This window comes from Micromonospora sp. CNZ286, assembly GCF_014207755.1.
Window position 1 is genome coordinate 2,332,730 of sequence record NZ_JACHIZ010000001.1, and the last position, 25,355, is coordinate 2,358,084.

Annotated in this window: 6 protein-coding genes; all 6 read left to right on the top strand. The window is 75.6% G+C overall.

The features are described 5' to 3' along the window. Window positions 1-20 precede the first annotated feature (20 nt). The 6 genes from FHX31_RS10760 (at window position 21) to FHX31_RS10785 (ending at window position 25,347) form a co-directional block, all read left to right on the top strand. Window positions 21-20,312, top strand: a complete 20,292-nt coding sequence (locus FHX31_RS10760) for an SDR family NAD(P)-dependent oxidoreductase (RefSeq protein ID WP_184975917.1) — start codon at window positions 21-23, stop codon at window positions 20,310-20,312. Continuing rightward, window positions 20,309-21,244: an LnmK family bifunctional acyltransferase/decarboxylase gene (locus FHX31_RS10765; RefSeq protein ID WP_047890685.1), complete on the top strand. Its 936-nt coding sequence runs from the start codon at window positions 20,309-20,311 to the stop codon at window positions 21,242-21,244. Before FHX31_RS10760 ends, FHX31_RS10765 begins: the two co-directional genes overlap by 4 nt. Beyond that, window positions 21,241-21,489: an acyl carrier protein gene (locus tag FHX31_RS10770; protein WP_184975920.1), complete on the top strand. Its 249-nt coding sequence runs from the start codon at window positions 21,241-21,243 to the stop codon at window positions 21,487-21,489. Before FHX31_RS10765 ends, FHX31_RS10770 begins: the two co-directional genes overlap by 4 nt. Next, window positions 21,486-22,721, top strand: a complete 1,236-nt coding sequence (locus FHX31_RS10775) for a hydroxymethylglutaryl-CoA synthase family protein (protein ID WP_013287040.1) — start codon at window positions 21,486-21,488, stop codon at window positions 22,719-22,721. The genes FHX31_RS10770 and FHX31_RS10775 overlap by 4 nt, the downstream gene beginning before the upstream one ends. Beyond that, entirely contained in the window at window positions 22,718-23,911 is a 1,194-nt protein-coding gene (locus tag FHX31_RS10780) for an alpha/beta fold hydrolase (protein ID WP_013287039.1), read from the top strand. Before FHX31_RS10775 ends, FHX31_RS10780 begins: the two co-directional genes overlap by 4 nt. A 179-nt stretch (window positions 23,912-24,090) precedes the next feature. Then, window positions 24,091-25,347, top strand: a complete 1,257-nt coding sequence (locus tag FHX31_RS10785) for a hypothetical protein (RefSeq protein WP_184975923.1) — start codon at window positions 24,091-24,093, stop codon at window positions 25,345-25,347. Window positions 25,348-25,355 lie beyond the last annotated feature (8 nt).

Below are 25,355 nucleotides of genomic sequence, written 5' to 3' on the forward strand. Positions count from 1 at the left end.
AGACCGGAGGCAGGTTCCCGATGGCCGACGTCCAGAGCCGGTTCCGGCTCACCCACGACGACTTCGTCATGCGGAACCACCGGCTGCACGAGGTGTCGGTGCTTCCCGGCGTCGTCTTCTTCGACCTCGTCTACCGCACCGCCGTCGCGGCCGGCTGGGACCACCGCCGGCTCTGCGTACGGGACACAGTGCTCGCCGAGGCGATCGTCACCACCGACGGCTTCGACCGCGAGGTCGTGCTCACCATCGGCGAACCACAGGACGCGGGGCGTCCGTTCACCGTCCGCAGCCGCTGGCTTCGCGGTGACGACCCGGTGTCCGGCTGGCACGACAACGCGCACGGGCTGATCTGCCTCACCGACGAGCCGGTCCCGCCGCCGCTCGACCTGACCGCGCTGCGGGCCGCCGCCGACCGGCACGACGACGTGGAGGTGCTCTACCAGCGGGCGGTACGGGAGCACATCCGCCACGGCCCGGCGATGCGCTGCCGCGGCACCCTGCACATCGGCGGCGGCGCGCTCCTGGCCGACCTGACCCGCGAGCAGCACCCGGGGGCCACAGCCGCCGGGTTCCACCTGCACCCGGCCTCGCTGGACGCCTCGACGCTGGCCGGGTTCGGGCAGGTCGGGATGCCGACCGACGACCCGTTCGTGCCGATGTTCGTCCAGGAGTTCCGGGCACCCGAGCCGCTGCCGCCGACGTGTCACGTCCACGTCCCGCGCCCGGAACGGCTCGCGCCGTCCGGCGACGTGATCACCACCGACTACACGATCCGCGACGCGGACGGCCGGTTCCTGGCCGGCTTCACCGGCCTCACCTGCAAGCGCATCCGCGAATCCGGGCTGGTACGCCGGCTGCTCGCCGACGTGTCGGCCGACGCCGCGCCGGTCCGGCCCGCCGCCGCGCCACCGGCGACGGTGCCCGGGCAGGCCGCGGCGTCCTCGCCGGGCGCCGCGAACGGCTTCACCGACACGCTGCGCGCCGCCGTCGCGGACATGCTCGGCCGGCCGCCCGCCGAAGTGGCGACCGGCACCGGGTTCTACGACCTCGGCTTCGACTCGGTCGCGCTGCTCCGGCTCACCGAGCGGGTCGAGCAGCTCGTCGGCCGCAAGCTCTACCCGACGCTGCTGTTCGAGCACACCACCATCGACGCGCTCGCCGCGCACCTGTCCACCGGGCAGGCCCCGGCCGCGTCGGCCGTCCCTCAGTCGTCCGACGCGCCGGTGGCCGCCGCGGCTCCGGCCGTCCCCGAGTCGACGGTGCTGTCCTTCGTCGACGCCTGGGTGCCCGCGGACCCGGCGCCGCCGAGCACCGGTACCCCGGAGGCGCTGGTGGTGGGCGGCGCGCTCCCCGCCGGGCTCGCCGCCGCCCACGTGGACTCCGTCGACCGGCTCCGCGATGCCCCTGACCTGCCGCCCGCCGTCGTCCTGCTGACCGACGACCCGGCCGCCGACCTGTGGCGCGCCGCCACCGCCCTCGTCGACGCCGGACCGCGCGACCTGCTCGTCGTGCACGCCGGTGAGACCACCGCCGAGCAGGCGGCGACCGCGGCGCTGGCCCGTACCGTGACCGCCGAGATCCCCGGCCTGCGCTGCCGGTTCGTCCAGGTCGATCACGCCCGCGACCTCGCCACCGCGGTACGCGCCGAGCTGCGCGCGGGCGACGCCGAGCCGGAGGTCCGCCACGTCGGCGGCCGGCGTCTCGTGCGGCGGTGGCGCGAGGTTGACCCGGCCGCCGGGGCCACGGGCGGGGAGCCGTTCCACGACGGCGGCGTCTATCTGATCACCGGGGGATCCGGTGGTCTCGCCGCCGTCCTCGCGACGCACCTCGCGCGGCGGCACCGGGCCCGGATCGCCCTGCTGTCGCGTACCGCGCCCGCGGCGGCGCTCGTCGACCGGTGCCGCGCGGCGGGCGCCGAGGTGCACGTGGCGATCGCCGACGTCACCGACGCCGCCGCTGTGGACGCGGCGGTGACCGGTGTACGGGAGCGGTTCGGCCGGATCGACGGGGTCCTGCACTGCGCCGGCGTCACCCGGGACGGGTTGTTCTTCCGCGGCGATCCGGGCGACCTCGCCGCCGTCGCCGCCCCCAAGCTCGACGGCCTGCGCCACGTCGACGCCGCCACCGCCGGTGACGCGCTCGACTTCCTGGTCGCCTTCTCCTCCGCTTCGGCCGACGTGGCCAACCCCGGCCAGGCCGCCTACGCGTACGCCAACGCGGGCCTGCGGCACGTCGAGCGGCGCGGTCGCGGCCGGACCGTCGTCATCGGCTGGCCGTACTGGGCCGAGGGCGGCATGCGCGCGCCCATCGACGCCCTGCGCCGCTCGACCGAGCACACCGGGCAGGAGCCGATGCCCACCGACACCGCGCTGGGCGTCCTGCGCGACGTGCTGCGCGGTCCGTACGACGCGGTGCTGGTCCTGCACGGGCAGGCGGACCGGCTGCGGGAACTCGTGCCGGCCGCCGGTGCGGCTGCGGCCACCGCCGCCTCGCGCCCGGCCCTCGGAGCTGCCGCCGTCTCGCGCCCGGCTGACGGGTCCGACGGCGGACCGGCCGTCGGTGAGCCGGCCGTGGGCGGGCCGGGCGACGACGCGGTCGCGGTGGTCGGCGTGGCCGGGCGTTACCCCGGCGCGGACGACCTGGACGCGTTCTGGCGCAACCTGGCCGGCGGCGTCGACGCGATCACCGAGGTGCCCGCCGGCCGCTGGGACCATGCGGCGCTGTTCGACCCGGAGAAGGGCACCCCCGGGCGTACGTACGGCCGGTGGGGCGGCTTCCTCGACGGCGTCGACCGCTTCGCGCCGACCTTCTTCGGGGTGTCCCGGCGCGACGCCGAGCGGATGGACCCCCAGGAACGGCTGTTCCTCACCACCTGCTGGCACGCCCTGGAGAACGCCGGACATCCGCCCGAGACCCTGCGCGGCGAGGTCGTCGGCGTCTACGCGGGCGTCATGTGGAACCACTACCAGCTCGTCGGCGGGGCCACCGACGGTGTCGCCCCGACCGCGATGCACTGCGCGATCGCCAACCGCGTCTCGCACACCTTCGACCTGACCGGGCCGAGCCTGGCCGTCGACACCGCCTGCTCGTCGTCGCTGACGGCCGTGCACCTCGCGGTCGAGAGCATCCGGCGGGGCGAGTGCACGCTCGCCCTGGCCGGCGGCGTGAACGTGACGGTGCACCCGCAGAAGTACCTCCAGCTCGCGCAGGGGCAGTGGTTGTCCACCGACGGCCGGTGCCGCGCGTTCGGCGCGGACGGCACCGGCTACGTGCCCGGCGAGGGGGTCGGCGCGGTGCTGCTCAAGCCGCTGTCGCGCGCGCTCGCCGACGGCGACCACGTGTACGGCGTCATCCGCGCGACGTCGGTGAACCACACCGGACGTACCGCCGGGGCGACAGTACCGAGCCCCGGCTCCCAGGCCGCGCTCGTCCGCGCCGCGCTGGACTCGGCCGGCTGGGCCCCCGCCACGCTGGGCTACGTCGAGGCCCACGGCACCGGCACCGCGCTCGGCGACCCGATCGAGGTCGAGGGCCTCCGGCAGGCGTTCGACGGTGCGGACCTGCCGGCCGGGGCGTGCGCGATCGGCTCGGTCAAGTCGAACATCGGGCACCTGGAGGGCGCCGCCGGGATAGCCGGCCTGACGAAGGTGCTGCTGCAACTGCGGCACCGCGCGCTCGTGCCGTCGCTGCACGCCGAGGAACTCAACCCGCACATCGACTTCGCCGCCGTGCCGCTGCGGGTCCAGCGCACGCTGGAGCCGTGGACTCCGCCGCCCGGCGAACCGCGGCGGGCCGGCGTCAGCGCGTTCGGCGCCGGGGGCACCAACGCGCACGTGCTGGTCGAGGAGTTCGCCCCCGCCGCCGCACCCGCGCCGGACGGGCCGGCGCTCGTGGTGCTCTCCGCGCCGACCGCCGAGACACTGCGGGCGTACGCGGGCGCGATGGCGGCCGGCCTGCCGGAGTCGACCGGCCCGACCGCGGCGGTGGCCGACCTTCTCGGCGTACCCGAGGAGGCGCTGGAACCGTCGGCGACCCTCGGCGATCTCGGGCTCGACCCGGCGCGGCTGGCGGACCTGGTCGGGGTGGAGGCGATCGGCCGGCTGAGCGTTGCGACGCGCCTCGACGAACTCGCCGCGGACCGGGGCGTCCGCGACATCGCCTACACGACGCAGGTGGGACGGGCGCCGCAGGCGGTCCGCATCGCCGTCGTGACGTCCGGCACCGACGCGCTGCGCAGCGCGCTGGAACGCTTCGCCCGCGGTGAGGACACGGGGGACGTGGTGACCACCGGCGCGCCCGCCACCGGCGATCCGGTGGCGGCCTTCCGGGCCGGTGACCTGCACGAGGTGGCCCGGCACTGGGTCGGCGGCGGCGCGGTCGACTGGTCCGCCTGCTACCCGGACGGGCATCCCCGCCGCGTACCGTTGCCGACCTGCCCGCTGCCGGAGGAGCCCTGCTGGATCGGCGGCTGGGACGCCGCTCGCGCCGGCTCGGCCGGCACGCTCCGCGCCGGGACCGGCGGTGGCGACGCCGTCGCGGTGGCCGCGAGCCCGCCACCGGCCGTCGACGGCGACGTGGTCGTCCCGGACGGGCCGGACCTGGAGTTCCGTGTCCTGGACCAGGGCGTCGCGCTGGTGTCGATGCGCGCGCCGATGTTCACCGACGGGCTGCTCGCGGCTTTGGGGGACACGTTCGCGGAGATCGAGCGGCGTGACGACGTACGTGCGGTGGTGATCACCGGCCACGGCTCGGTATTCAGCATGGGCGGCACCCCCGAGGCCCTGCGGGCGCTGGCCGAGGGCGAGGGCACGTTCACCGACGCCGCGCTCGTGTACGAGGGCATCCTGCGCTGCACCCGGCCGGTCGTCACCGCCGCCGCCGGGCACGCCTCCGGCGGGGGACTGGCGTTCGCCTGCTACGGCGACGTGGTCGTCCTCGGCGACACGTCGGTGTACAGCGCGAACTTCACCCGCTACGGCTTCACCCCGGGCATGGGCGCCACCTACATCCTGGAGCAACGCCTCGGCCCCGCCCTGGCCGCCGAGATGATGCTGACCGGACGGTCGATGACCGGCGCCGAGCTGAGCCGGCGCGGAGCCGGCGTGACCGTGCTGCCGCCGCAGGAAGTCGTTCCGGCCGCGCTGGACCTGGCCCGGTCCATGGCGGACAAGCCACCGGCGGTGATCCGGTCGCTCAAGAACGAACTCGCCGGCCGGATCCTCGACCGGCTGCCCGAGGTCATCGCCAGCGAGGTCCGCATGCACGGGAACGTCCTCGGCGCGGAGTCCGCCGCCCTGGTACGGGAGCACTTCACCAAGGTCGACGAGTTCCGCGGCCGGGCGACGCCGGCCGCGCAGCCGGAGCCCGGACCGGACGACGGCGCGGTGGGCGACGCGGTGACGGAGATCGTGGGCGCCCTGCTGTACCTGCGCCCGGACGAGGTGCTGCCGTCCCGCACCTTCGCCGACCTGGGACTGGACTCCATCGGTGCCGTCGAGCTGGTGCGGGACCTCAACCGCCGGTTCGGCACCGACCTGGACTCGGCAGCCGTGTACGACCACCCCACAGTGCCCGATCTCGCCCAGGCGGTGCTGCGCAACCTGGCCGAGTCCGCCTCCCTGCGCGCCCAGGCCGCCGCGCCCCCGCTGCCATCCGTCGTGGACGAACCGGTCCCGGCAAGGGCGCCCGCGCCCGCTGCGGCCGAGGTCACCGCGCCGGCTGTCGCCTCGCCGGCCGCCGCGGGCCCGCCGCCACTGGTCCTGACCGCGCCCGGCGCGGCGCCCGGGACTGCCCCGCCGTCCGGGGCCGCCCCCGCCACGGCCCCGGAGCCCCCGCCGCTGACGTTCGCCGTCCGTCCACCGCCGGCGTCGCCTTCCCACCAAGAGCCGGCACCGGCGGCGACACCGGCATCGGCGTCGCCATCCGCACCGGCCGGGACACCGGCCTCGGACGCGGCGTCGCCGGGCGCGGACCCGTCGACCGCGATCGCGGTGATCGGGATGGCCGGACGATTCCCGGGCGCCCCGGACCTCGACACGTTCTGGGACAACCTCGCCGCCGGCCGGTCCGCCATCCGGGAGGTGCCGTCCGACCGCTGGGACCTGACGGGACTCTACGACCCGGACCCGGCCGCACCCGGCCGCACCCGCAGCCGGTGGGCGGCGCTGCTGGACGACGTGGACGCGTTCGACGCCGGGCTGTTCCGCATCTCACCGCTCGAAGCCGAGGCGATGGACCCGCAGCAGCGGATCTTCCTGGAGCAGGCGTGGGCGGCGCTGGAGAACGCCGGGTACGCCGGGCGGCCGATGCGGTGCGGCGTCTTCGTCGGCTGCGGCGCGGGCGACTATCCCCGGCTGCTGGAGCGGCACGGACGCAGCGACAGCAGCGAGGCGTTCCTCGGCGGGGCCAGCTCGATCCTGCCGGCCCGGATCGCGTACCTGCTCGACCTGACCGGGCCCACGATGGCGATCGACACCGCGTGCTCGTCGTCGTTGACGGCGGTGCACCTGGCCTGCGAGAGCCTGCGCTCGGGCGACTGCGACACGGCGCTGGCCGGCGGCGTCGCGGTGATGTGCACGCCGCAGATGCAGGTCTGGACCAGCCAGACGGGGATGCTGTCGCCGACCGGCCGGTGCCTGCCGTTCGACGCCGCCGCCGACGGCATCGTGCTCGGTGAGGGCGTCGGCGTGGTCGTCCTCAAGCGGCTGGACCGGGCGCTCGCCGACGGCGACCACGTCCACGGCGTCATCCTCGCCGGCGGCGTGAACGGCGACGGCCGTACCAACGGCATCACCGCGCCGAGCGCTGTCTCCCAGGTCCGTCTGCTGCGTGAGGTCCACGCCCGGGCGGGCGTCGAGGTCGGGTACGTCGAGACGCACGGCACCGGCACCGCGCTCGGCGACCCGATCGAGGTCAAGGCGCTGGCCCAGGTCGTCGGCCCGCACTGCCGGATCGGCTCGGTCAAGGCGAACATCGGTCACACCACGATGGCCGCCGGCGTGGCCGGCCTGATCAAGGTGCTGCTCAGCCTGCGGCACCGGCAGTTGCCACCGACCCCGCACGCCACCGAGCCGATCCCCGGGCTGCCGGTGGTGCGCGAACTCACCGGGTGGCACGACGACCGGCTGGTCGCCGGCGTCAGCTCGTTCGGCTTCAGCGGCACCAACTGCCATCTCGTGGTGGCCGAGGCGCCGGCCGCGACGGCGGGCACCGGCACCGGGCCGGTGGTGGTACCCGTCTCGGCCCGTACCGCGTCCGCGCTGCGCGACCTGACGGACCGGCTGGCCCGGCGCCTGCGTACCGAACCGGCCGACGTCCACGACGTCGCCGCGACCCTCGCGCGGGGCCGGGCGCACCTGGCGGTCCGGGCCGCGTTCGTCGCCGCCGACACCGCCGACCTGGTCCGGCAGCTCGCCGGCGGGCCGCCCGCGCCCGACGCGCCGGCCGACCTGGTCGCCCTCGCCGAGCGCTGGGTGGCCGGCGCGGACGTGGACTGGACGGCGATGCCGGCCGGGCGTCGCATCCCGCTGCCCACGTACCCCTTCGCCCGCGACCGTTTCTGGACCGGCCGCGACCGGCGGGAGACGGCCCTCACCCCGGCCGACCCGCTGGTGGCCGACCACACGCTGCACGGCGTCCCGGTCCTGCCCGGCGCGGCGTTCCTGCGCCAGGCCACCGCCGGCGGGACCGCCCGTGCCGCCGACGTGACCTGGCTGCGGCCCGTCGTGGTCACCGAGCCGGTGACGGCTGTCGTCACCCGGGACGACCGGATCACCCTCACCGTCGGGGGAACACCGCACGCCGTCGCCACCCGCCGCGCCCCCGACCCGGCACCGCCGGAGCGGGTGGACCTGCCGTCAGTCGAGGCCCGCTGCCCCGTCCGCCGTCCGGTCGACGACCTGTACGCGGGATTCGCCCGGGCCGGTCTGCGCTACGGGCCGTCGTTCCGGGTGCTGACGGAGCTGCGGCTGGGCGCCGGTGAGGCGCTCGGCACGCTCGCCACCGGCCCCGACAGCGACGTCCAGCTGCTCGACGGGGCGTTGCAGGCGGTCGCCGGGCTGGTCGATCCCGCCGACCGGATGCTCGTCCCGTTCGCCGTCGAGTCGGTCTTCGTCGCGGACCGGCTGCCGACGACCGCCCGCGTCCACGTGGTACGCCGGGACGGCGGACGGTTCGACGTGGTCCTCACCGACCTGACCGGCGACGTCCGGGCCCGGCTCGACGGTGTGACGCTGCGCCCCTACATGGCGTCCGGCGCCGCATCGCCCGCCGCCGAGAGCCGGCCGGTCGTGACGGCGCCGCCGGAGGACCTGCTGTACGTCCCGGCCTGGCGGCCGGCCGGTGCGCCCTCCGGCCAACCGCCTGCCGGGCGGGCCCTCGCCGTGCACAGCCCCGCCGACGCCGCGCTCGCCGCCGCCCTCGGCGCCGACGACACGCTGCCGCTCGGCGAGCTGCCCACCGGCCGGTACGACACGGTGTACGTGCTCGCCCGCACGGCCGACCCGGCCGCCCCACCGCAGGACGACTCCGCGACGCCCGAGGCGTTCCGCCTGCTGCGCCGCCTGCTCGACCTGGGCGCGGACCGGGGACCGCTGACGCTCACATTCGTCGTGTCCGGGGTGGCCGGCCTGCCCGGCGAGCCGGTCCACCCGCACGCCGCCGGCCTGGCCGGGCTGGCGAGCGCGATCGCGGCCGAGTATCCGCAGTGGCGGGTCACCTGTGTCGACGCCGGCCCCGGCGACGTCACCCCGGCCGACGCGATCCGCCGCGAGGACGGCACCGACCGACTCGTCGCGCTGCGTGGTGACCGCCGCCTGGTCCGCCGCCTGGAGCCGGTGGCCGGGCCGGCAGGCGTGGCGCCGCTGCGCGACGGCGGTGTCTACCTCGTCGTCGGCGGCACCGGCGGCATCGGGTTCGAAGTCAGCCGTCACCTCGCCCGGACCCGCCGTGCCCGGCTCGTGTGGCTCGGCCGGTCCCCGGAGGACGAGCGCATCCGGTCCCTGGTGGCGCAGATCGAGGCGCTGGGCGGGCAGGCCGTCTACCTGCGTGCCGACGTCACCGACGCCGTCGCGGTCCGCCGCGCGGTGGCCGAGGCTCGACAGCGGTTCGGGCCCGTCGACGGCGCGTTCCACGCCGCGGTCGTGCTCCGTGACCGTGCCCTGTCCGCGATGGACGAGGCGGCGTTCACCGAGGTGCTGCGGCCGAAGGTCGCCGGTGTCGGTGTGCTCGCCGACGCGCTGGCCGGCGAGCCGCTGGACTTCCTCGCGCTGTTCTCCTCGGCGCTGTCGTTCGCTCCGGCCCCGGGGCAGGCCAACTACGCCGCCGCGAGCACGTTCGAGGACGCGTACGGGCTGGCGCTGCACCGCCGGGGACAACCGGTACGCGTGGTCAACTGGGGCTGGTGGGGCAGCGTCGGCGTGGTCGCCGACCCCGGGTACGCGGCCCGGTTCGCGACGCTGGGCATCGGCTCCATCGAGCCGGCCGAGGGCGTCGCGGCGCTGGAGCGGATCCTCGCCGGCCCGCACCCACAGGTGGCTGTCCTCAAGGGCACGAGGGACGGGCTCGCCGCACTCGGCGTCCACCCGTCGGCGCCCGCCGACGACGCCGTCACCGCGCTCGCGGCACCACCCTCGACGGACGGCGCCGCCGCCGGGGACACCGACCCGTCGCTGGACCGGTCCAGCGCGGCCTTCCGTACCCTCGACGGGCTGGCCCGCGACCTGCTGCGCGACCGGCTCCGGGACCGTCAGGTGCCGGCCTCCGGGCCGCTGGCGGCCGCCGTCGCCGCGGCCGTGTCCGCGCCCCCGGCCGGCCTGTCCACCGCCGCCGTGCTCGCCCGGCACCCCGACCTCGCCCCGCACGTCGCGTTGCTGGCCCGGTGCGTCGACGCCCTGCCCGGCGTCCTGGACGGCCGGACCTCACCGACCGAGGTGCTCTTCCCCGGCGGCAGCACCGACCTGGTCGCCGCCGTCTACCAGGGGCAGCAGGCCGCGGACTTCTACCACCGCCTGGTGGCGGCGCAGGCCGCCGCCGCGCTCGGACGGACGGACGGCCGCCCGGGCCGGGTGCTGGAGATCGGCGCCGGCACCGGCGCGGGCTCGGCGTTCGTCCTCGACGCCTGCCCGGGCGTCCGGTACGACTTCACCGACCTGTCGACCGCGTTCCTCCGCGAGGCCGAGGACCGCTTCGGCGGACGCCATCCGGGCCTGCGGTTCGGCGTCCTCGACATCGAACGGGAACCGGCCGGGCAGGGCTTCGAGGCCGGCTCGTACGACGTCGTGCTCGCCACGAACGTCCTGCACGCCACCGCGGACGTGGTCCGCAGCCTGCGCCATGCCCGATCCCTGCTGCGCCCCGGCGGTGTGCTGCTGCTCAACGAGGTCACCCGCGCCTCCGACTTCCTCACCGCGACGTTCGGCCTCCTGCCGGGCTGGTGGCGGTTCACCGACGCCCGGCGGCGGCTGCCGCACTCCCCGCTGCTGTCGCCGGCCGGGTGGCGCGCGGCGCTCGCCGAGGCGGGCCTGACCGGCCGGATCCTCGGCATGCCCGGTGTCCCCGACGACGAGCAGGAGCAGTGCGTGCTCGTGGCGACGGCCGGTGCGGCGCCGGTGGACCGGGTGCCGGCCCGCGCCGCCCGGGACTACGTCCGCGCGGTCTTCGCGGAGGTCCTCAAGTACCGCCCCGACCAGCTCGACGACGACGTCACGTTCGACAACTTCGGCGTCGACTCGCTGGTCAGCCAGCACCTCGTACGCCGGTTCTCGGCCGACCTCGGCGACCTGCCGGCCACCCTGCTGTTCGAGCACCTGACGATCGAGCAGCTCGCCGACCACCTGGCCCGGGAACGGCCGGGCCCGCTCGCCGCCACGCTCGGCGTCGCGGCGGTGGACGCCGTGCCGGCGCCGGTTCACCCGGCGGAACCGGAGCGACCGGCCGTCCCGGCGTTCCCGGCCGCCCCGGTCACCTCGGTCACCTCGGCCTCCGCCGCCCGGGGCGACGCGGACGCGATAGCTGTCGTCGGCCTGTCCGGCCGCTATCCCGGCGCGCCGGACCTGGAGCGGTTCTGGCAGAACCTGGTCACCGGCACCACCTCGATCACGGAGGTGCCGCCGGAGCGGTGGGACTGGCGCGAGCACTTCGACCCGCGCCGCGGCCGGCCGGGGCACACGTACAGCCGGTGGGCCGGGTTCCTCACCGACGTCGACCGGTTCGACCCCGGCTTCTTCGGCATCCTGCCGAAGGACGCGGCCGCGATGGACCCGCAGGAGCGGCTGTTCCTGGAGACCGTCTGGCTGATGCTGGAGGACGCGGGCGCCCTCGGCGGAGCCCTGCCGCGCGACACCGGCGTCTTCGTCGGCACCATGTACGGCTCGTACGGCCGCATCGCCGCCGCGCAGGGCTGGCCGGAGGGCCGCTACACCGACGGGCACTCGGCGTACTGGTCGATCGCCAACCGGGTGTCGTACACGCTCGACCTGACCGGGCCGAGCTTCGCCGTCGACTCGGCCTGCTCCTCCTCGTTGACGGCGGTCCACCTGGCCTGTGAGAGCCTGCGCCGCGGGGAGTGCTCGGCGGCCGTCGCCGGTGGCGTCAACCTGGTCCTGCACCCGGCGCACCTGATCGCGCTGTCGTCGATGACCATGTTGTCGGCCGACGGCGCCTGCAAGGTGTTCGACGAGCGCGCCGACGGGTTCGTGCCCGGCGAGGGCGTCGGCGCGGTACTGCTCAAACCCCTGTCCGCGGCCCTGCGCGACGGCGACCGGATCTGGGGCGTCATCGAGGGCGGCTTCGTCAACGCGGGCGGCCGGACCGCCGGCTACACCGTCCCCAACCCCACCGCGCAGGCCGACCTGGTGGTCCGGGCGCTCGCCGCGGCCGGGGTGACACCTGGCGACGTCGGCTATCTGGAGGCGCACGGCACCGGCACGGCTCTCGGCGACCCGATCGAGATCGCCGGTCTCGGCCGGGCGCTCGGTAACGCGCTGCCGGACGGCCGGCGGATCCCGGTCGGCTCGGTCAAGGCCAACATCGGTCACCTCGAAGGCGCCGCCGGCATCGCCGGCCTGACGAAGGTGCTGCTGCAACTCGCGCACGGCACGATCGCGCCCTGCGCGAACCTGTCCACTGTCAACTCCCGCATCGACCTGTCCGGGTCGTTCCTCCTGCCGACGAGCGCACAGCCGTGGACCGCGCCCCGGCGCGCCGGGGTCAGCTCGTTCGGGGCGGGCGGCGCGAACGCGCACCTCGTGGTCCGGGAGCATCCCGCGCCGCCGCCCGCGCCCGTCCAGCCGGGGCCGCACGTCGCGGTGCTGTCGGCGCGGACCCCGGAGCAGCTGCGGACGCTCACGGCCGACCTCGCCGACCTGGCCGAGCGGACGCGCCCGCGCCTCGACCAGCTCGCGTACAGCACCCAGGTCGGGCGGGCGGAGTTCGACAACCGGCTCGCCGTCGTCGTGTCCGACATCGACGAGCTGGTCCGCCGGCTGCGAGCCGGCGAGGTCATCACCGGGACCGCCGGCACCGATCCGCTGTTCGACGGCGACGGCGGCGCCGAGATCGCCGCCGACCTGCTGCGCCGCGGCCGGCTCGACCAGTCGGCGAAGCTGTGGGTACGCGGCGTCCCGGTCGACTGGGCGGGCCGCTGGCCGGTACGGCCGGGACGGGTGCCGCTGCCGCCGTACCCGTTCGACAGGCAGCGGCTGTGGCTGCCCGAGCCGTCCGGTACCGCACGGCCACCGGCGCCGCCGGCCGTACCGGAGGGTGACCTGACCGCCGACGGCCGGACCGCTGCGCTGCCGGGCCTGGCGGTGCCGGAGGCGACGGCGCCGGAGACCGCCGCGCCCGAGGCGGCGGTGCGGGAGACCGTCGTGCCCGAGGTGGCGGTGCCGCAGACCGTCGTGCCGGGGAGCGTCGTGCCGGACGTGGCGGTGCGGGAGACCGTCGTGCCCGAGAGCGACCCGTGCGTGTACCTGCGGCCGCAGTGGCGGGCCGAGCCGCCGCCGGAGGGTGGGCGACCGCCGGCCCGCATCCGGGTGATCGGCGAGGGCCCGACGTTCGGCGGCCGCCACGACCAGGCCGACCCGGACGTGATCGTGGTGCACCTGCCGGCCCGTGCCGGCGGGCTCGCCGACGAGGTGCGCGAGAGCCTGCACACCGTCCTGCGGGCCGCCGTCGAGGTGCTCACCCCGGATCCGGCCGCGCCGCTGCGGATCGTCGTCGGCTGCCCGGACGAGCGGCCTGCCTACACCGCCGTGACGGCGGCGCTGCGCACGCTCGCGCTGGAGCACAGCGGCTTCTCCGGGGCGGTGGTCCGGGGCGGGGTGACCGCCGAGGCGGACCTGTGGCACGTCTCCGGGCCGCCGGAGCAGCGGGTGGACGACATCCGCTGGACCGGCGGAGTCCGTGAGGTACGCCGGATGGTGCCGTTCCGGCCCGGCCCGGCCGTCCGGCGCACCGGCGGCGTGTACGTCGTGGTCGGCGGCACCGGCGCCGTCGGCCGGCACCTCGCCGCGCACCTCGCCGCGACCCGTACGCCCTCGGCGGTGGTGCTGGTCGGCCGGACCGCGCCGGCCGACGACGCCTTCGCGTTCGTCCGCGCGGACGTGACTGTCGAGTCCGACGTGCGCAGCGCCGTGGCCGAGATCCGCCGCCGCTACGGGCGCATCGACGGGGTGATTCACGCCGCGGGCGTGCACGACGACGCCCGCGCCCTGACGAAGCCGGACGCCGCCGTCGACGCGGTGCTGGCCCCGAAGGTGTTCGGCCTGCGGCACCTGGTGGACGCGCTCGGCACGGAACCGCTGGAGTTCCTCGCGCTGTGCTCGTCGATCGCCGGACGCACCGGCAACCTCGGGCAGGTCGACTACGCGTACGCCAACGCGTTCCTGGACGAGTTCGCCGCAGGCCGGCCCGGCACGGTGTCCGTCTGCTGGCCGCTGTGGGCCGACGGTGGGATGGCCGTCGACGACGCCACCCGCCGGTTGTTCGCGCGGCGCTGGGGGAGTGCCCCGCTGCCGACTGCCGACGCGGTACGGGCGTTCGACCGCGTCGTGTCGGGCACCGAACCGGTGGTGGCGGTGCAGCGCCCGGCGGACGTCGCGCCGGAGGCCCCGGCCGGTGTTCCGGACCCGGAGCTGGACCTGGACGCGGAGCTGCGTGCGCTCGCCGCCGGGTTCCTGCTCGTCGAACCGGACGAGGTCGACCCGGACATCCAACTGCTCGACCTGGGCTTCGACTCCATCTCGCTGACCGGGCTGGTGAACGAGACGAACGAGCGCTTCGGCGTCGACCTGCTGCCCACAGTCCTCTACGAGCACCCCACGCTCGCCGCCTTCGGCGCGTACCTGCGCACCGTACTCCCGGCCCGGCCGGCCCCGGCCACCGTGGACGCCGGGCTCACGGCGGCCCGGCCCGCGGCGGAGGCCGCCGAGCCCTCGGCGGAGGCCGCCGAGCCCTCGGCGGACCTGCCGGCCGACGCGGTCGCCGTGGTGGGAATGGCCGGGGTACTGCCCGGCTCGCCGGACCTCGACGCCTTCTGGCGGCACCTCGCCGCCGGCGACGACCTCGTCCGCGCGGTCCCGGCCGACCGCACCGACCTGCTCGGCGACCCGGCCACCGCCGGTGTCCGCGCCGGTTTCCTCGACGACGTACGCTCGTTCGACGCCGACCTGTTCGGCATCGCGCCGCGCGAGGCCGCGCTGATGGACCCGCAGCAGCGGTTGTTCCTCCAGACCGCCTGGCAGGCCGTCGCCGACGCGGGATACCGGCCGGCGGACCTCGCCGGCACCGACACCGGGATCTTCGTCGGCGTGTCCGCCTGCGACTACGACGACCTGCTCCGCGCGCACGACGTGCCGGTCGAGGCCCACACCGCCAGCGGTCTCGCCGACTGCATCCTGGCCAACCGGGTCTCCTACCTGCTGGACCTGCGCGGCCCCAGCGAGGCCGTCGACACCGCCTGCTCCAGCTCCCTCGTCGCGGTGCACCGCGCGGTACGGGCGTTGCTGGCCGGGGAGTGCGCCACGGCGCTCGCCGGTGGGGTGAACGTGCTGCTGAGCCCCGGCCTGTTCGTGGCGTTCCAGTCCTCGGGCATGCTCAGCGCCGACGGCCGGTGCAAGACGTTCGACGCCTCCGCCGACGGGTACGGCCGCGGCGAGGGCTGCGGCGTCGTGCTCCTCAAGCCGCTGCGTGCGGCGGTCGCCGACGGGGACCAGGTGATCGCCGTCATCCGGGGCAGCGCGGTGAACCACGCCGGCCGCGGGCCGTCGCTGACCGCCCCGAACCCGCAGGCGCAGGCGCAGGTCGTCAGCCGGGCGTACCGGGCCGGCGGCGTCGACCCGGCGAGCGTCAGCTACATCGAGGCCCACGGCACCGGCACCCGGCTCGGCGACCCGATCGAGATCGAAGGGCTGAAGAAGGCGTTCGAGGGCGTGGACGCCACGATCGCGGTCGGGACGGTGAAGACGAACATCGGCCACCTGGAGGCCGCGGCCGGCATCGCCGGGCTGCTCAAGGTGCTGCTGAGCCTGCGGCACGAACGGCTGCCGCGCACGCTGCACCAGCATCGGCGCAACCCGTACCTGCGGCTGGACGGCACCCCGTTCACAGTGCTGGACCACGACGTGCCGTGGACCGGCGACCGGGTCGCCGGGGTCAGCTCGTTCGGCTTCGGCGGCACCAACGCCCACGTGGTCGTGCAGTCGCCGCCGCCGCTGCCGGCGTCCCCGGCGTCGGGCCCCTGGCGCCTGGTGCTGTCCGCGTCCGGTCCCGCGGCGCTGGCGGAGTACCGGCGCCGGGTCGCGGACCACCTCGCGGAGAGCACCGACATGGCCCGTGCCACGTACACGCTCCAGGTGGGACGGGAGGCCCTGGCCCACCGGTTCGCCGCGGTGGTCGCCGACGCCGCCGAGGCGGTGGCGGTGCTGCGCGGCGAGGCGCCGCCCCGCCTCGACGCGGAGACCGAGACCTGGCTGGCCGGCGGCGACGTCGACTGGGCGGCGACCTGGGACCACCGGCCGGCCCGGATCTCCGTCCCCGCCCCGCCGCTGGAGGCCCGGCCGTTCTGGTTCGACGAGGGACCGGCCCGCGCCGCCGCACCCTCCCGGCCCGCCCCGGCCGAGCTGCCCGCCCCGCGTGTTCCGGCGGAGCCGCCCGCCCCGGTCCGGCGCACCGCCGCCGACCGGATCGTGCTGCGTGATCCGTCGGCGTTGCGCAGGAACGGCGCGGGCCGGCGCACGGCCGCCGACGCGGGAGCGGTGAACGGCGGACCCGCGTCGAACGGCGCGGCCCCGGTGGGCGTGCTCGCCCGTCCGGCCCGACCGGCCACCCATCCGGCCGGAGCCGGTCCCGCCGCTGCCGCGCCACCCGCTGCCGCGCTACCGGCCGCCGCCGCGCCACCGGCCGCCCCCGCGCTACCGGCCCTCCCCGAGCGACCGGCCGCCCCCGAGCGGCCGAGCCCCGTCGAACCGCACGCCCCCGTCGACCAGCCGGGCCGCGCCGAACGGCCGGCCGCCGCCGTCGCCCAGGGGCCCGCGCCCGCGGAGGTGGCCGAGGCGGTACGGGACTGTGTGGCGCGGGTGCTCGGCGCCGACCGTACGGAGATCACCGCCGACCGGGCGTTCGCCGACCTCGGCCTCGACTCGATCTTCCGGATGGAGCTGGCCCGGCTGGTGGTGGCGACGTTCGACGTGGAGATCACCGCCGCCGACCTGTACGAGCACGACACGGTCGAGGCGGTGGCGGCGCTCGTGGCCGCCGGTACGCAGGCATCACGCCCGGTCACACCGGCCGGAGACGGCGTCGAGGAGATCGTGACCGGGGTGCTGGAGCGTGCCGTCGAGCCCGGCCGGACGTTCGCCGACAGCGGCCTCACCTCGTTCGACATGCTGCGGGTCGTCGGCGCCCTGGAACAGCGCTACGGCGCGCTGCCCAAGACCCTGCTGTTCGACCACCCCACGATGCCCGACCTCACCGCGTTCCTGGCCGGGCGGTCCGCCGGGACCGGCGTCCGGACCGAGACGGGCACCGGTCCACGGGCCACCGGCCGGACGATCGAGAGCGGCGCCGAGGTCGACGGCGAGCCGGTAGTCGTCCGCAAGCGGACCCTGCCCGGCCGCCCGGCGCTGCGTGACCTCCTGGCCGACCTCGACCGTCGCCACGCCAAGGAGGGCGGGCTGGCCGGACGGGACATCGCACCGTACGCGTTCGTCGACTCGGCGCGGGCCGGCTACGTCAACTTCTCGGTCCGCGGCGACGACGTGTTCGCCTGGAGCTTCGTCGGGCACCACGACCACTTCCACGACCTCGTCGCGGAGTGGATCGCGTGGGCACGGCGCAACGGCCTGCGGCCCAACTTCCTGTCCCTGGCCCACCTGACCGAGGTCGCCGGGGAACCGGTCACCGCGACCCCGTTCGGGGCGGTGCAGCGCCTGACGGACCTGGCCTCGTTCACCGTACGGGGCGGCCGGATGCAGCGCCTGCGCAGCCTCCTGCACCGGTTCGAGCGGGCCGGTGACTGCCGGATCGAGGAGTACCAGGCCGGCGCGTCGCCGGAGACCGACCGGCAGATCGTCGGTCTGATCGACTCCTGGGGTCGCCGCAAGCAGATGGTGAACCCGTACGTCGGCGTGGTCCGGGAGGAGATCGGCGGCGGCACGCTCGACCCCCGGCACCGGGTCTTCCTCACCCGTGTGGACGACGTTCTCGTCAACGCGGTCATCGTCACCCGGATCCCGTCCGAGCGGGGATACCTGCTCGACCTGGAGTTCTACGCCGACGAGATGCCCGCCGGTGGCCTGGAGTGGGCGATCGTCCGGATCATCGAGGTGACCGCCGCCGAGGGCTGCACGTCGTTCAGCTTCGGGGCGAGCTTCGGCGTCGCCATCACCGAGTCGCCGAACGCCGACCCGGCGGTGGCGGACGCGCTGGCGGAGCTGCACTCGGTGGGCGTGTTCGGGCCGGGCAACTTCCAGTTCAAGAACAAGTTCCGGCCCGAGAACACGCCGATCTACCTGTGCCAGCCGGCGACCGGCGACCGTACGTCGGTCACCGACATCATCCTGATGATCGCCAATCCGGACCTCGTGGACGGCGCCCCCGCCGATCCCGCGCCGCTGAACGCCGCCGCACCGTCGTCGGGCGCCGCCGCGCCGCCGGGCAACGCCGTGCCGTCGGACGACGCCGTGCCGTCGTACAACGCCGCGCCGCCGGAGGACGCGGGCCCGCCGCCGGACCCGGCGCTGCGGCCGGGACGTACGGATCTGCTGGCCGCGCACGGGTACAACGCGCTCGCCCTGCCGACCGAGCTGGTCCCCTTCGACCTGCTCACCGACTCGTGGGCGGAGCGGGCGGACGGCTTCGTCGCCGCCCGGACGCGGCTGCTCGCCGAACGGTCCGGCCCGCCGGAGCTCACCGCGCACGACTGGCTGCCCATGCCAGAGGTGGTGCCGACCCGGTCCGGGCGGACGGCCGAGGAACTGCTGTGCCGCTGCCACCCCGGCCCGCGCGGCGTCGTGCTGCACGCCGCGGCCTTCCCGACCTGGCTGTCGACGCTCGCCGACCTCGGCTACGAACCGGTCGCCGTCGGGGTGGGCCGGCTCGACCCGGAGACGATCGAGGCGTTCGCGGCGGAGCTGACCCGCCGGCCCGCCGGGTCGGTGTCGTTCGTGGTGGCGGAGGCGGCCAACAACGCCGCCGGTGGCGTACCAGTCGAACCCGGCGCCCTCCGGGAGCTGCGCCGCGTCACCGCCGCGCACGGGGTGCCGCTCGTCCTGGACGCCAGCCGCGTCGTCGACAACGCCGTCGCGCTCGCCGGCCCCGGCGGGGATCCCTGGGCGGTGGTGCGGGACCTGCTCGCCGTGGCCGACACGGCGACGCTCAGCCTGTCCAAGGACTTCGGCGTCACAGCGGGCGGCCTGGTCGCCACCCGCGACCCGGAACTGGCGGCGCGGCTGCGCGAGCACGTGGCGCGGCGCGGCTCCGAGGTGGACCGGGCCACCCGGATGACGCTGCGGGCCGCCCTCGCGGACCGCCGGGGCGTCACGGAACTGGTCCGGCGGCGCGTCGCCGCGGTCGCGGTGCTCCGCGACGGCCTGCGGGCGGCCGGCCTGCCGGTCGTGGATGTCGACGGCGCCCACTGTGTCCTGCTCGACCTCGCCCGGATGCCCGGCCTGGCCGGTCAGGAGCACCCCACGATGTCCGGGCTGGCCTGGCTCTACGCCGGCGCCGGAGTCCGGGGCGCGCCGCACCTGGCGATCGGAGGGCCGCTCGCCGGCACCGTCCGGCTGGCAGTGCCGGTCGGCTTCGGGCCCGACGACGCCGAGGCGGTGGTGGCCGCCGTCGCCGCGCTCGCCGCCGCACCGGGAGAGATGCCCGAACTGGTCACCGGCGGGGTCCGCACGGCCGGGGAGGCGGCCCGGGCGGTCTACCAGCCCGCCGACCGGGTGCCCGAGGACGTCCGGCAGGCGCTGCGCGACCAGGCGCCGGCCGACGACAACGGCAGCGTGCTGCGGGAACACCAGCCGGCCGTACGCCGACGGGTGGTGCCGGTGGCCGGCGCCCAGGTGGAGGTCTTCACCGCCGGCGACGGCCCGCCGCTGCTGCTCGCGCACCCGTTCAACATCGGCGCAGGCGTCTTCGCGCGCCAGTTCGAGGCGCTGGCCGGGCGGTACCAGGTGATCAGCGTCCACCACCCCGGCGTCGGGGCGAGCACCGCCTCGGCCGACCTCACCCTGGACGGGATCGCCGCCCTCGAACTGCGGGTGCTGCGGGAGATCGGGGTCGACGGCCCGGTCCACGTCGCGGGCGCGTCGTTCGGCGGCCTGGTCGCGCTCACGTTCGCCCTGAACCATCCGGAGGACACCGCCTCGCTGATCCTGCTCGGCAGCTCCTACAAGATCGGCAACCGGGTCGGTGAGATCAACCGGCTGGCCGTCGTGGCCGCCCAGGACCTCGACCGCACGATCGAGGGGTCCGGCGCGGACCGGCTGCGGCACGAGCGGGCCGCCGTGGAGGCGCTGCTGCTGCGCTGCGAGAGCATGGACCCCCAGACCGGGCTGCGCTACCTCGACGTGTTCGCGGCCCGGCCGGACCTCCGCGACCGGCTGGGCGAGCTGGACTTGCCGGCGCTCGTGGTGCAGGGCCGGCACGACACAGTCATCCCGTCGGAGACGGCGCGGCTGCTGCACCAGGGCATCAGGGGCGCCCGCTACGAGGAGATCGCCGACGCCGGCCACTTCCCGTATCTGACCAGCCCTCGGGAGTGCAACCGGATCCTGACCGACTTCCTGCGCGGCGCCGGAGGGGAGGGGTCGTGACCGTCCTGACTCCCGAGCTGGAACTGCTCGGTCCCGACGCGACGACCCGTACGACTGTGGTGCGGCCCGGCATGTGCGGGCCGGGGTCGCTGTTCGTCGGCCAGGTCGGCGACTGGACCTGGGACACCGTCAGCGCGCTCTGCGACACCAACGTCTACACCGCCCGCGACGCCGACGGGATGCCGACCTACCTGGCGTTCCACTACATCCACCTGCGCGGCGGCGCGGACCTGCACGTGCGCGGCATGACCTTCGGCGACGTGCTGCGGGTGGACTCGCGGTCCTTCGCCTCCGGCAGCGAGTCGGTGCTGACGCTGCACGAGATCCGGCGCGGCGACCGGCCGGGACGCGTCGTCGACCCGGACGAGTTCTACGCCCACCCCGACCCGGGATGCCTGTACGCGCAGAACTTCAACCGCTGGGTGGTGCGCGGCCCGTCCGGCGGCAACGGCGACCTGCGCAGCGCGTCCCCACCGGGGTTCCGGCACGGGCACCTGCCCGTGCTGCCCGCGCGGCACTCGCCCCGGCGCGCGTACGCCGAACTGCGCGCCCTCGGCGCCGAGCCCGACCCGTCCGACCCGCTGGACCGGCTGGCGCTGGACTACCCGGTCGATCCGAGCCGCGACCTCAACGGGGTGGGGCTGCTCTACTTCGCGTCCTACTTCTCCATCGTGGACTGGGCGTCGCTGCGGCTGTGGCGGCACCGCGGCGGCACCGACGCCGGTTTCCTCCGGCGGATCGTGCTGGACCAGCGGATGAGCTACCTCGGCAACGCCGACGTGGGCGCGGTGCTGCGGGTGCGGGTGTCCCGGCGGCCGGGCGGCGACGTGCCCGGCGCCGACGAGACGGTCCGGGTGGTGCTCGCCGACCGCGACACCGGACGGCCGCTCGCGGTGGCCCTTGCGCAGACCCGGACGGAGGGAACGACGTGAGCCCCAGCGACGAAGCGGTCCGGCGGGTGGTCCACGAGGTGATCACCGAGATCCTGCCGGCGGTCCCCGGCGACCGGATCCCGGGGGACGCGCACCTGCGCGACCTGGGCGCCGACTCGATCGACCGGGTCGAGATCATCCTGACCCTCCGTGAGCGGCTCGGCGTCGACGAGCCCCTCGGCAGCTTCAGCGACCTGCCCGACATCGACCACCTGGTCGCGTACCTCTGCGAGGTGACGGCATGAACGTGGGCATCGAGGCCCTGAACGTGTACTGCGGGGTGGCCTCCGTCGCGGTGCCGGTCCTGTTCGAGGGGCGCGGCCTGGACGCGGCCCGCCTCGGCAACCTGATGATGACCGCGAAGTCGGTCGCGCTGCCGTTCGAGGATCCGGTCACGCACGCGGTGAACGCCGCCAAGCCGATCCTCGACGCGATGGACGAGGCCGACCGCGACCGGATCGAACTGCTGGTGACCTCCAGCGAGTCCGGCCTGGACCTGAGCAAGTCGATCGCCTCGTACGTGCACCGGCACCTCGGGCTGAGCCGCCGCTGCCGGATGCTGGAGGTGAAACAGGCCTGCTACGCCGCGACCGGGGCGCTCCAGCTCGCCTGCGGCTACCTCGCCGCCGGCCTGTCACCGGGCGCCAAGGCGCTGGTGATCGCGACGGACGTGTCACTGGTGAACGAGAACGCCTCGTACACCGAGCCGGCGATGGGCACCGGCGCCGCCGCGGTGCTGCTCGGCGACGACCCGCGGGTGCTCGACGTGGACCTCGGGGCGTTCGGGACGCACAGCTACGAGACGTTCGACTCGGCCCGGCCGGGCCCGACGTTCGACGTCGCCGACGCCGACCGCTCGCTGTTCGCCTACCTGGACTGCCTGACGAACGCCTACGCCCACTACGCGGAGAAGGTGGCGGACGTCGACTTCGCCACCACGTTCGCCGGGCTGGCCATGCACACGCCGTTCGCGGGCATCGTCCGCGCGGCGCACCGCAAGCTCGCCCGCGAGCACCGGCTGCCCGACGCCGACGCGGACTTCGCCCGCCGGGTCGCGCCCGGCCTGGAGTACCCGCGGCTGGTCGGCAACCTCTGCTCCGGCTCGGTCTACCTGGCCCTGGCCAGCCTGATCGACCACCTGCGGCCGGACGACCCGGTACGGGTCGGGATGTACTCGTACGGCTCGGGCTGCGCCGCCGAGTTCTACAGCGGCCTGGTCGACGGCCGGTCCACCGCCGAGGTCGGCCGGATGCGCATCGGCGAGCACCTCGCCGGCCGGTGCGAGCTGACGTTCGACGAGTACAAGCGGATCCTCGCCGACAACGCCGACTGCCTGGTGCCGGTGGCGGACAAGCGGATCGACCCGGGGCGGTACGCCGAGGTGCTGGACCGGGTGGCCGGTGCGCGCACGCTGCTCGCCTGCACCGGCGTCCGCGCCTACCACCGCAGCTACGAGTGGATCGGAGCGGGCGCGTGACGCCGGGGCGGGATCTGGCCGCCGCGCTGCTGGCGGCGGGTCCGCTGCTGCGGGTGCTGCCGCCACCGGTGCGGGTGCGGTGCGCCGACCCGGCCACCGCGGCCGCGCTGGCCCGGCTGTGCGACCGGCTGGACGTGCCGGCGCCGACGCCGGTGACCGACGCCGCCGACCTCGGCCCCTTCGAGCGGGTGGTGAGCGACCTGCTGGACCTCGACGCGAACCCGGCACCGCCGCCGGCGGACGAGCCGCGCGTGGTCGCCGAGGCGCGCGAACAGGACTTCACCTGCCGCTTCCGGCGCACCGACGTGCGTACCGGCGACGGGGTGGTGCTGCCCACGTACGCCGCCGGCGACCCGGACCGGCCGCCGGTGCTGATGGTGTCCGCGTGCGGGATGCCCGCCCGGCTCGCCGAGGGCTGGGCCGGCCGGCTGTCCCGCGACTTCCACGTGCTCGTTCCCGAGACGCGGGGCCTGTTCGCGGACGTGGACGGGTTCTCCGCCGACACCGGCGTGGTGGCCCAGGCCGACGACCTCCTCGCGGTGCTGGACCGGTTCGGGCTGCGCCGCGCGCACCTGATCGGCCTGTGCGGCGGCGCGGTGCTCGCGGTCGTCGCGGCCGCGCGGGCGCCGGAGCGGGTGTCGTCGCTGAGCCTCTGGCACGGCGACTTCGACCTCGGCGACGAGAGCCCGAAGACCGACCACCAGCAGAACCTGCAGGCCCTGATGGCGATGGCCGCCCGCAGCCCGCAGCAGGCCGCGGCGGTGCACGCGGTGCTCACCAACACCATGCTCGGTGTCGCCCCGCCACGGCTGGCGCACCTGGTCACGTACCCGTACGCGACGCCGGAGCTGCTGCGCCGGTACTGCCGGCTCAACGGCGCGATCATGGGCACGGACCTGCGCCCGTACCTCGCCGGGCTGACTACGCGCACGCTCGTCGTCACCAGCGAGGACGACCACACGGCGCACCCCGCCGGGTCGCGGGCCGTGGCCGCCCGGATCGCCGGGTCCGTCCTGCACGTCGCCGAGCACGGCGACCACCTGTCGCTGTTCCACGCCGAGGAGAGCCTCGTCGACCTCGCCGCGCGATTCGTCGCCGGCGACGACGCCCTCGGCACACGATCTCCCGCCGAAGCCGGCCGGCGGGTGCCCCCCGTCCCGACGAGAGGTGGAGAGGAGGTGTTCCCATGACCAAGGAGACCGCGCCCAAGAAGTCGCTCCCGGTGCGCAAGCTGGAGTCCATCAAGGCCAGCACCGTCGCCCCGTGCGCGCCCGCGCTGAACTGAACCCGGTGACACGGGGGCGGGGGTCCGGCTGCCGGACCCCCGCCCCTGCGCCCAGTCCCGCACCGTCAGAGGAGAGGTCCCACAGTGACCGAGTTCGCCCTCGACGCACCGGTCCTGGTCCGGCCGTACACCGCCCGCAGAGACGGTGACTTCGCCGTGATCGGTGACGACAGTCGTCAGGTCTACCTGTCCATCCCGGCCGAGGGCCTCGACCTGCTGGAGTGGCTGCGCGACGGCGCCACAGTCGGTGAGGCCGTCCGCCGCTTCGAGGCGACGCACGAGGCGTCACCGGACGCCGACGCGTTCCTCCAGGCGCTGGCCGACGAGGGGTTCCTCGCCCCGGCCGGCACGCACGACCCGCCACCGGACGCCGAACCGGCCCGGCCGCCACGCCCCGGACACCTGGAGTGGCTGTCCCCGCAGGCCGCCCGGCGCCTGCTGAGCCGGCCCGTGCTCGCCGTCTGCGGGGTGGTCGTCGGAGTCGCGGTCGCGATGGCCGTCGACCGGCCCGGGCTGGTGCCCGGGCCGTCCAGCCTCATGTTCCACTCCCACTTCTGGGCCTACCTGCTGGTCGTCCTCGGCATCGCGGTGATCGGCGTGTGGCTGCACGAGCTGGCCCACGTCGTGGGCGCGCGCGCCGCCGGCACGTCGGCCCGCATGACTGTCGGCAACCAGATGTACGCCATCGTCGCGCAGACCGACCTGTCCGGTATGTGGATGGCGTCCAAGCGGGAACGTTTCGTCGCGGTGCTGGTCGGGCCGCTCGTCGACGTGATCGGCGCGGCGCTGCTGTTCATCACGCTGTGGCTGAACGACGTCGGCGTCCTCGGCCTGCCGGAGCCGGTACGGCTGGTGGTGGCCGGCGTGCTGTTCACCTCGTTCATCCGGCTGCTCTGGCAGACGTTCCTGTTCCTGCGTACCGACTTCTACTACCTGATTACGACGGCGCTGGACACCCGGAGCCTGATGGCCGACACCGGCGCCTACCTGCGCAACCTCGTCCGGCGGGTGCTGCGCCGCCGGCTCATCGACCAGTCCGGGGTGGGGCGCGGCGAGATGCGCACCATCCGGATCTACGCGGTCGTCTGGGTGCTGGGCCGCGTCGTGGCCCTGGCCGTCCTGTTCACCGCGACGATCCCGCTGCTGTGGTTCTACCTGGTCCGGGTCGTCGGCTTCTTCCGCGGTGACGAGATGACCGGCCAGTTCACCTGGGCGGACGTCCTCGCGCTGGCGATGCTGTCGTTCCTGCTCGACGGCGGCGGCACCCTGATGTGGCTGCGGTCGCTGCGACGCTCCAGCCGGCTGCGCCGCCGCGCGCCGGACCGCGTCCTGGTGGAGTAGGCCCCCAC

Coding starts and splice junctions, on each gene's coding strand:
- FHX31_RS10760 (WP_184975917.1), top strand. CDS start 21: ATGGCCGACGTCCAGAGCCGGTTCCGGCTCACCCACGACGACTTCGTC.
- FHX31_RS10775 (WP_013287040.1), top strand. CDS start 21,486: ATGAACGTGGGCATCGAGGCCCTGAACGTGTACTGCGGGGTGGCCTCC.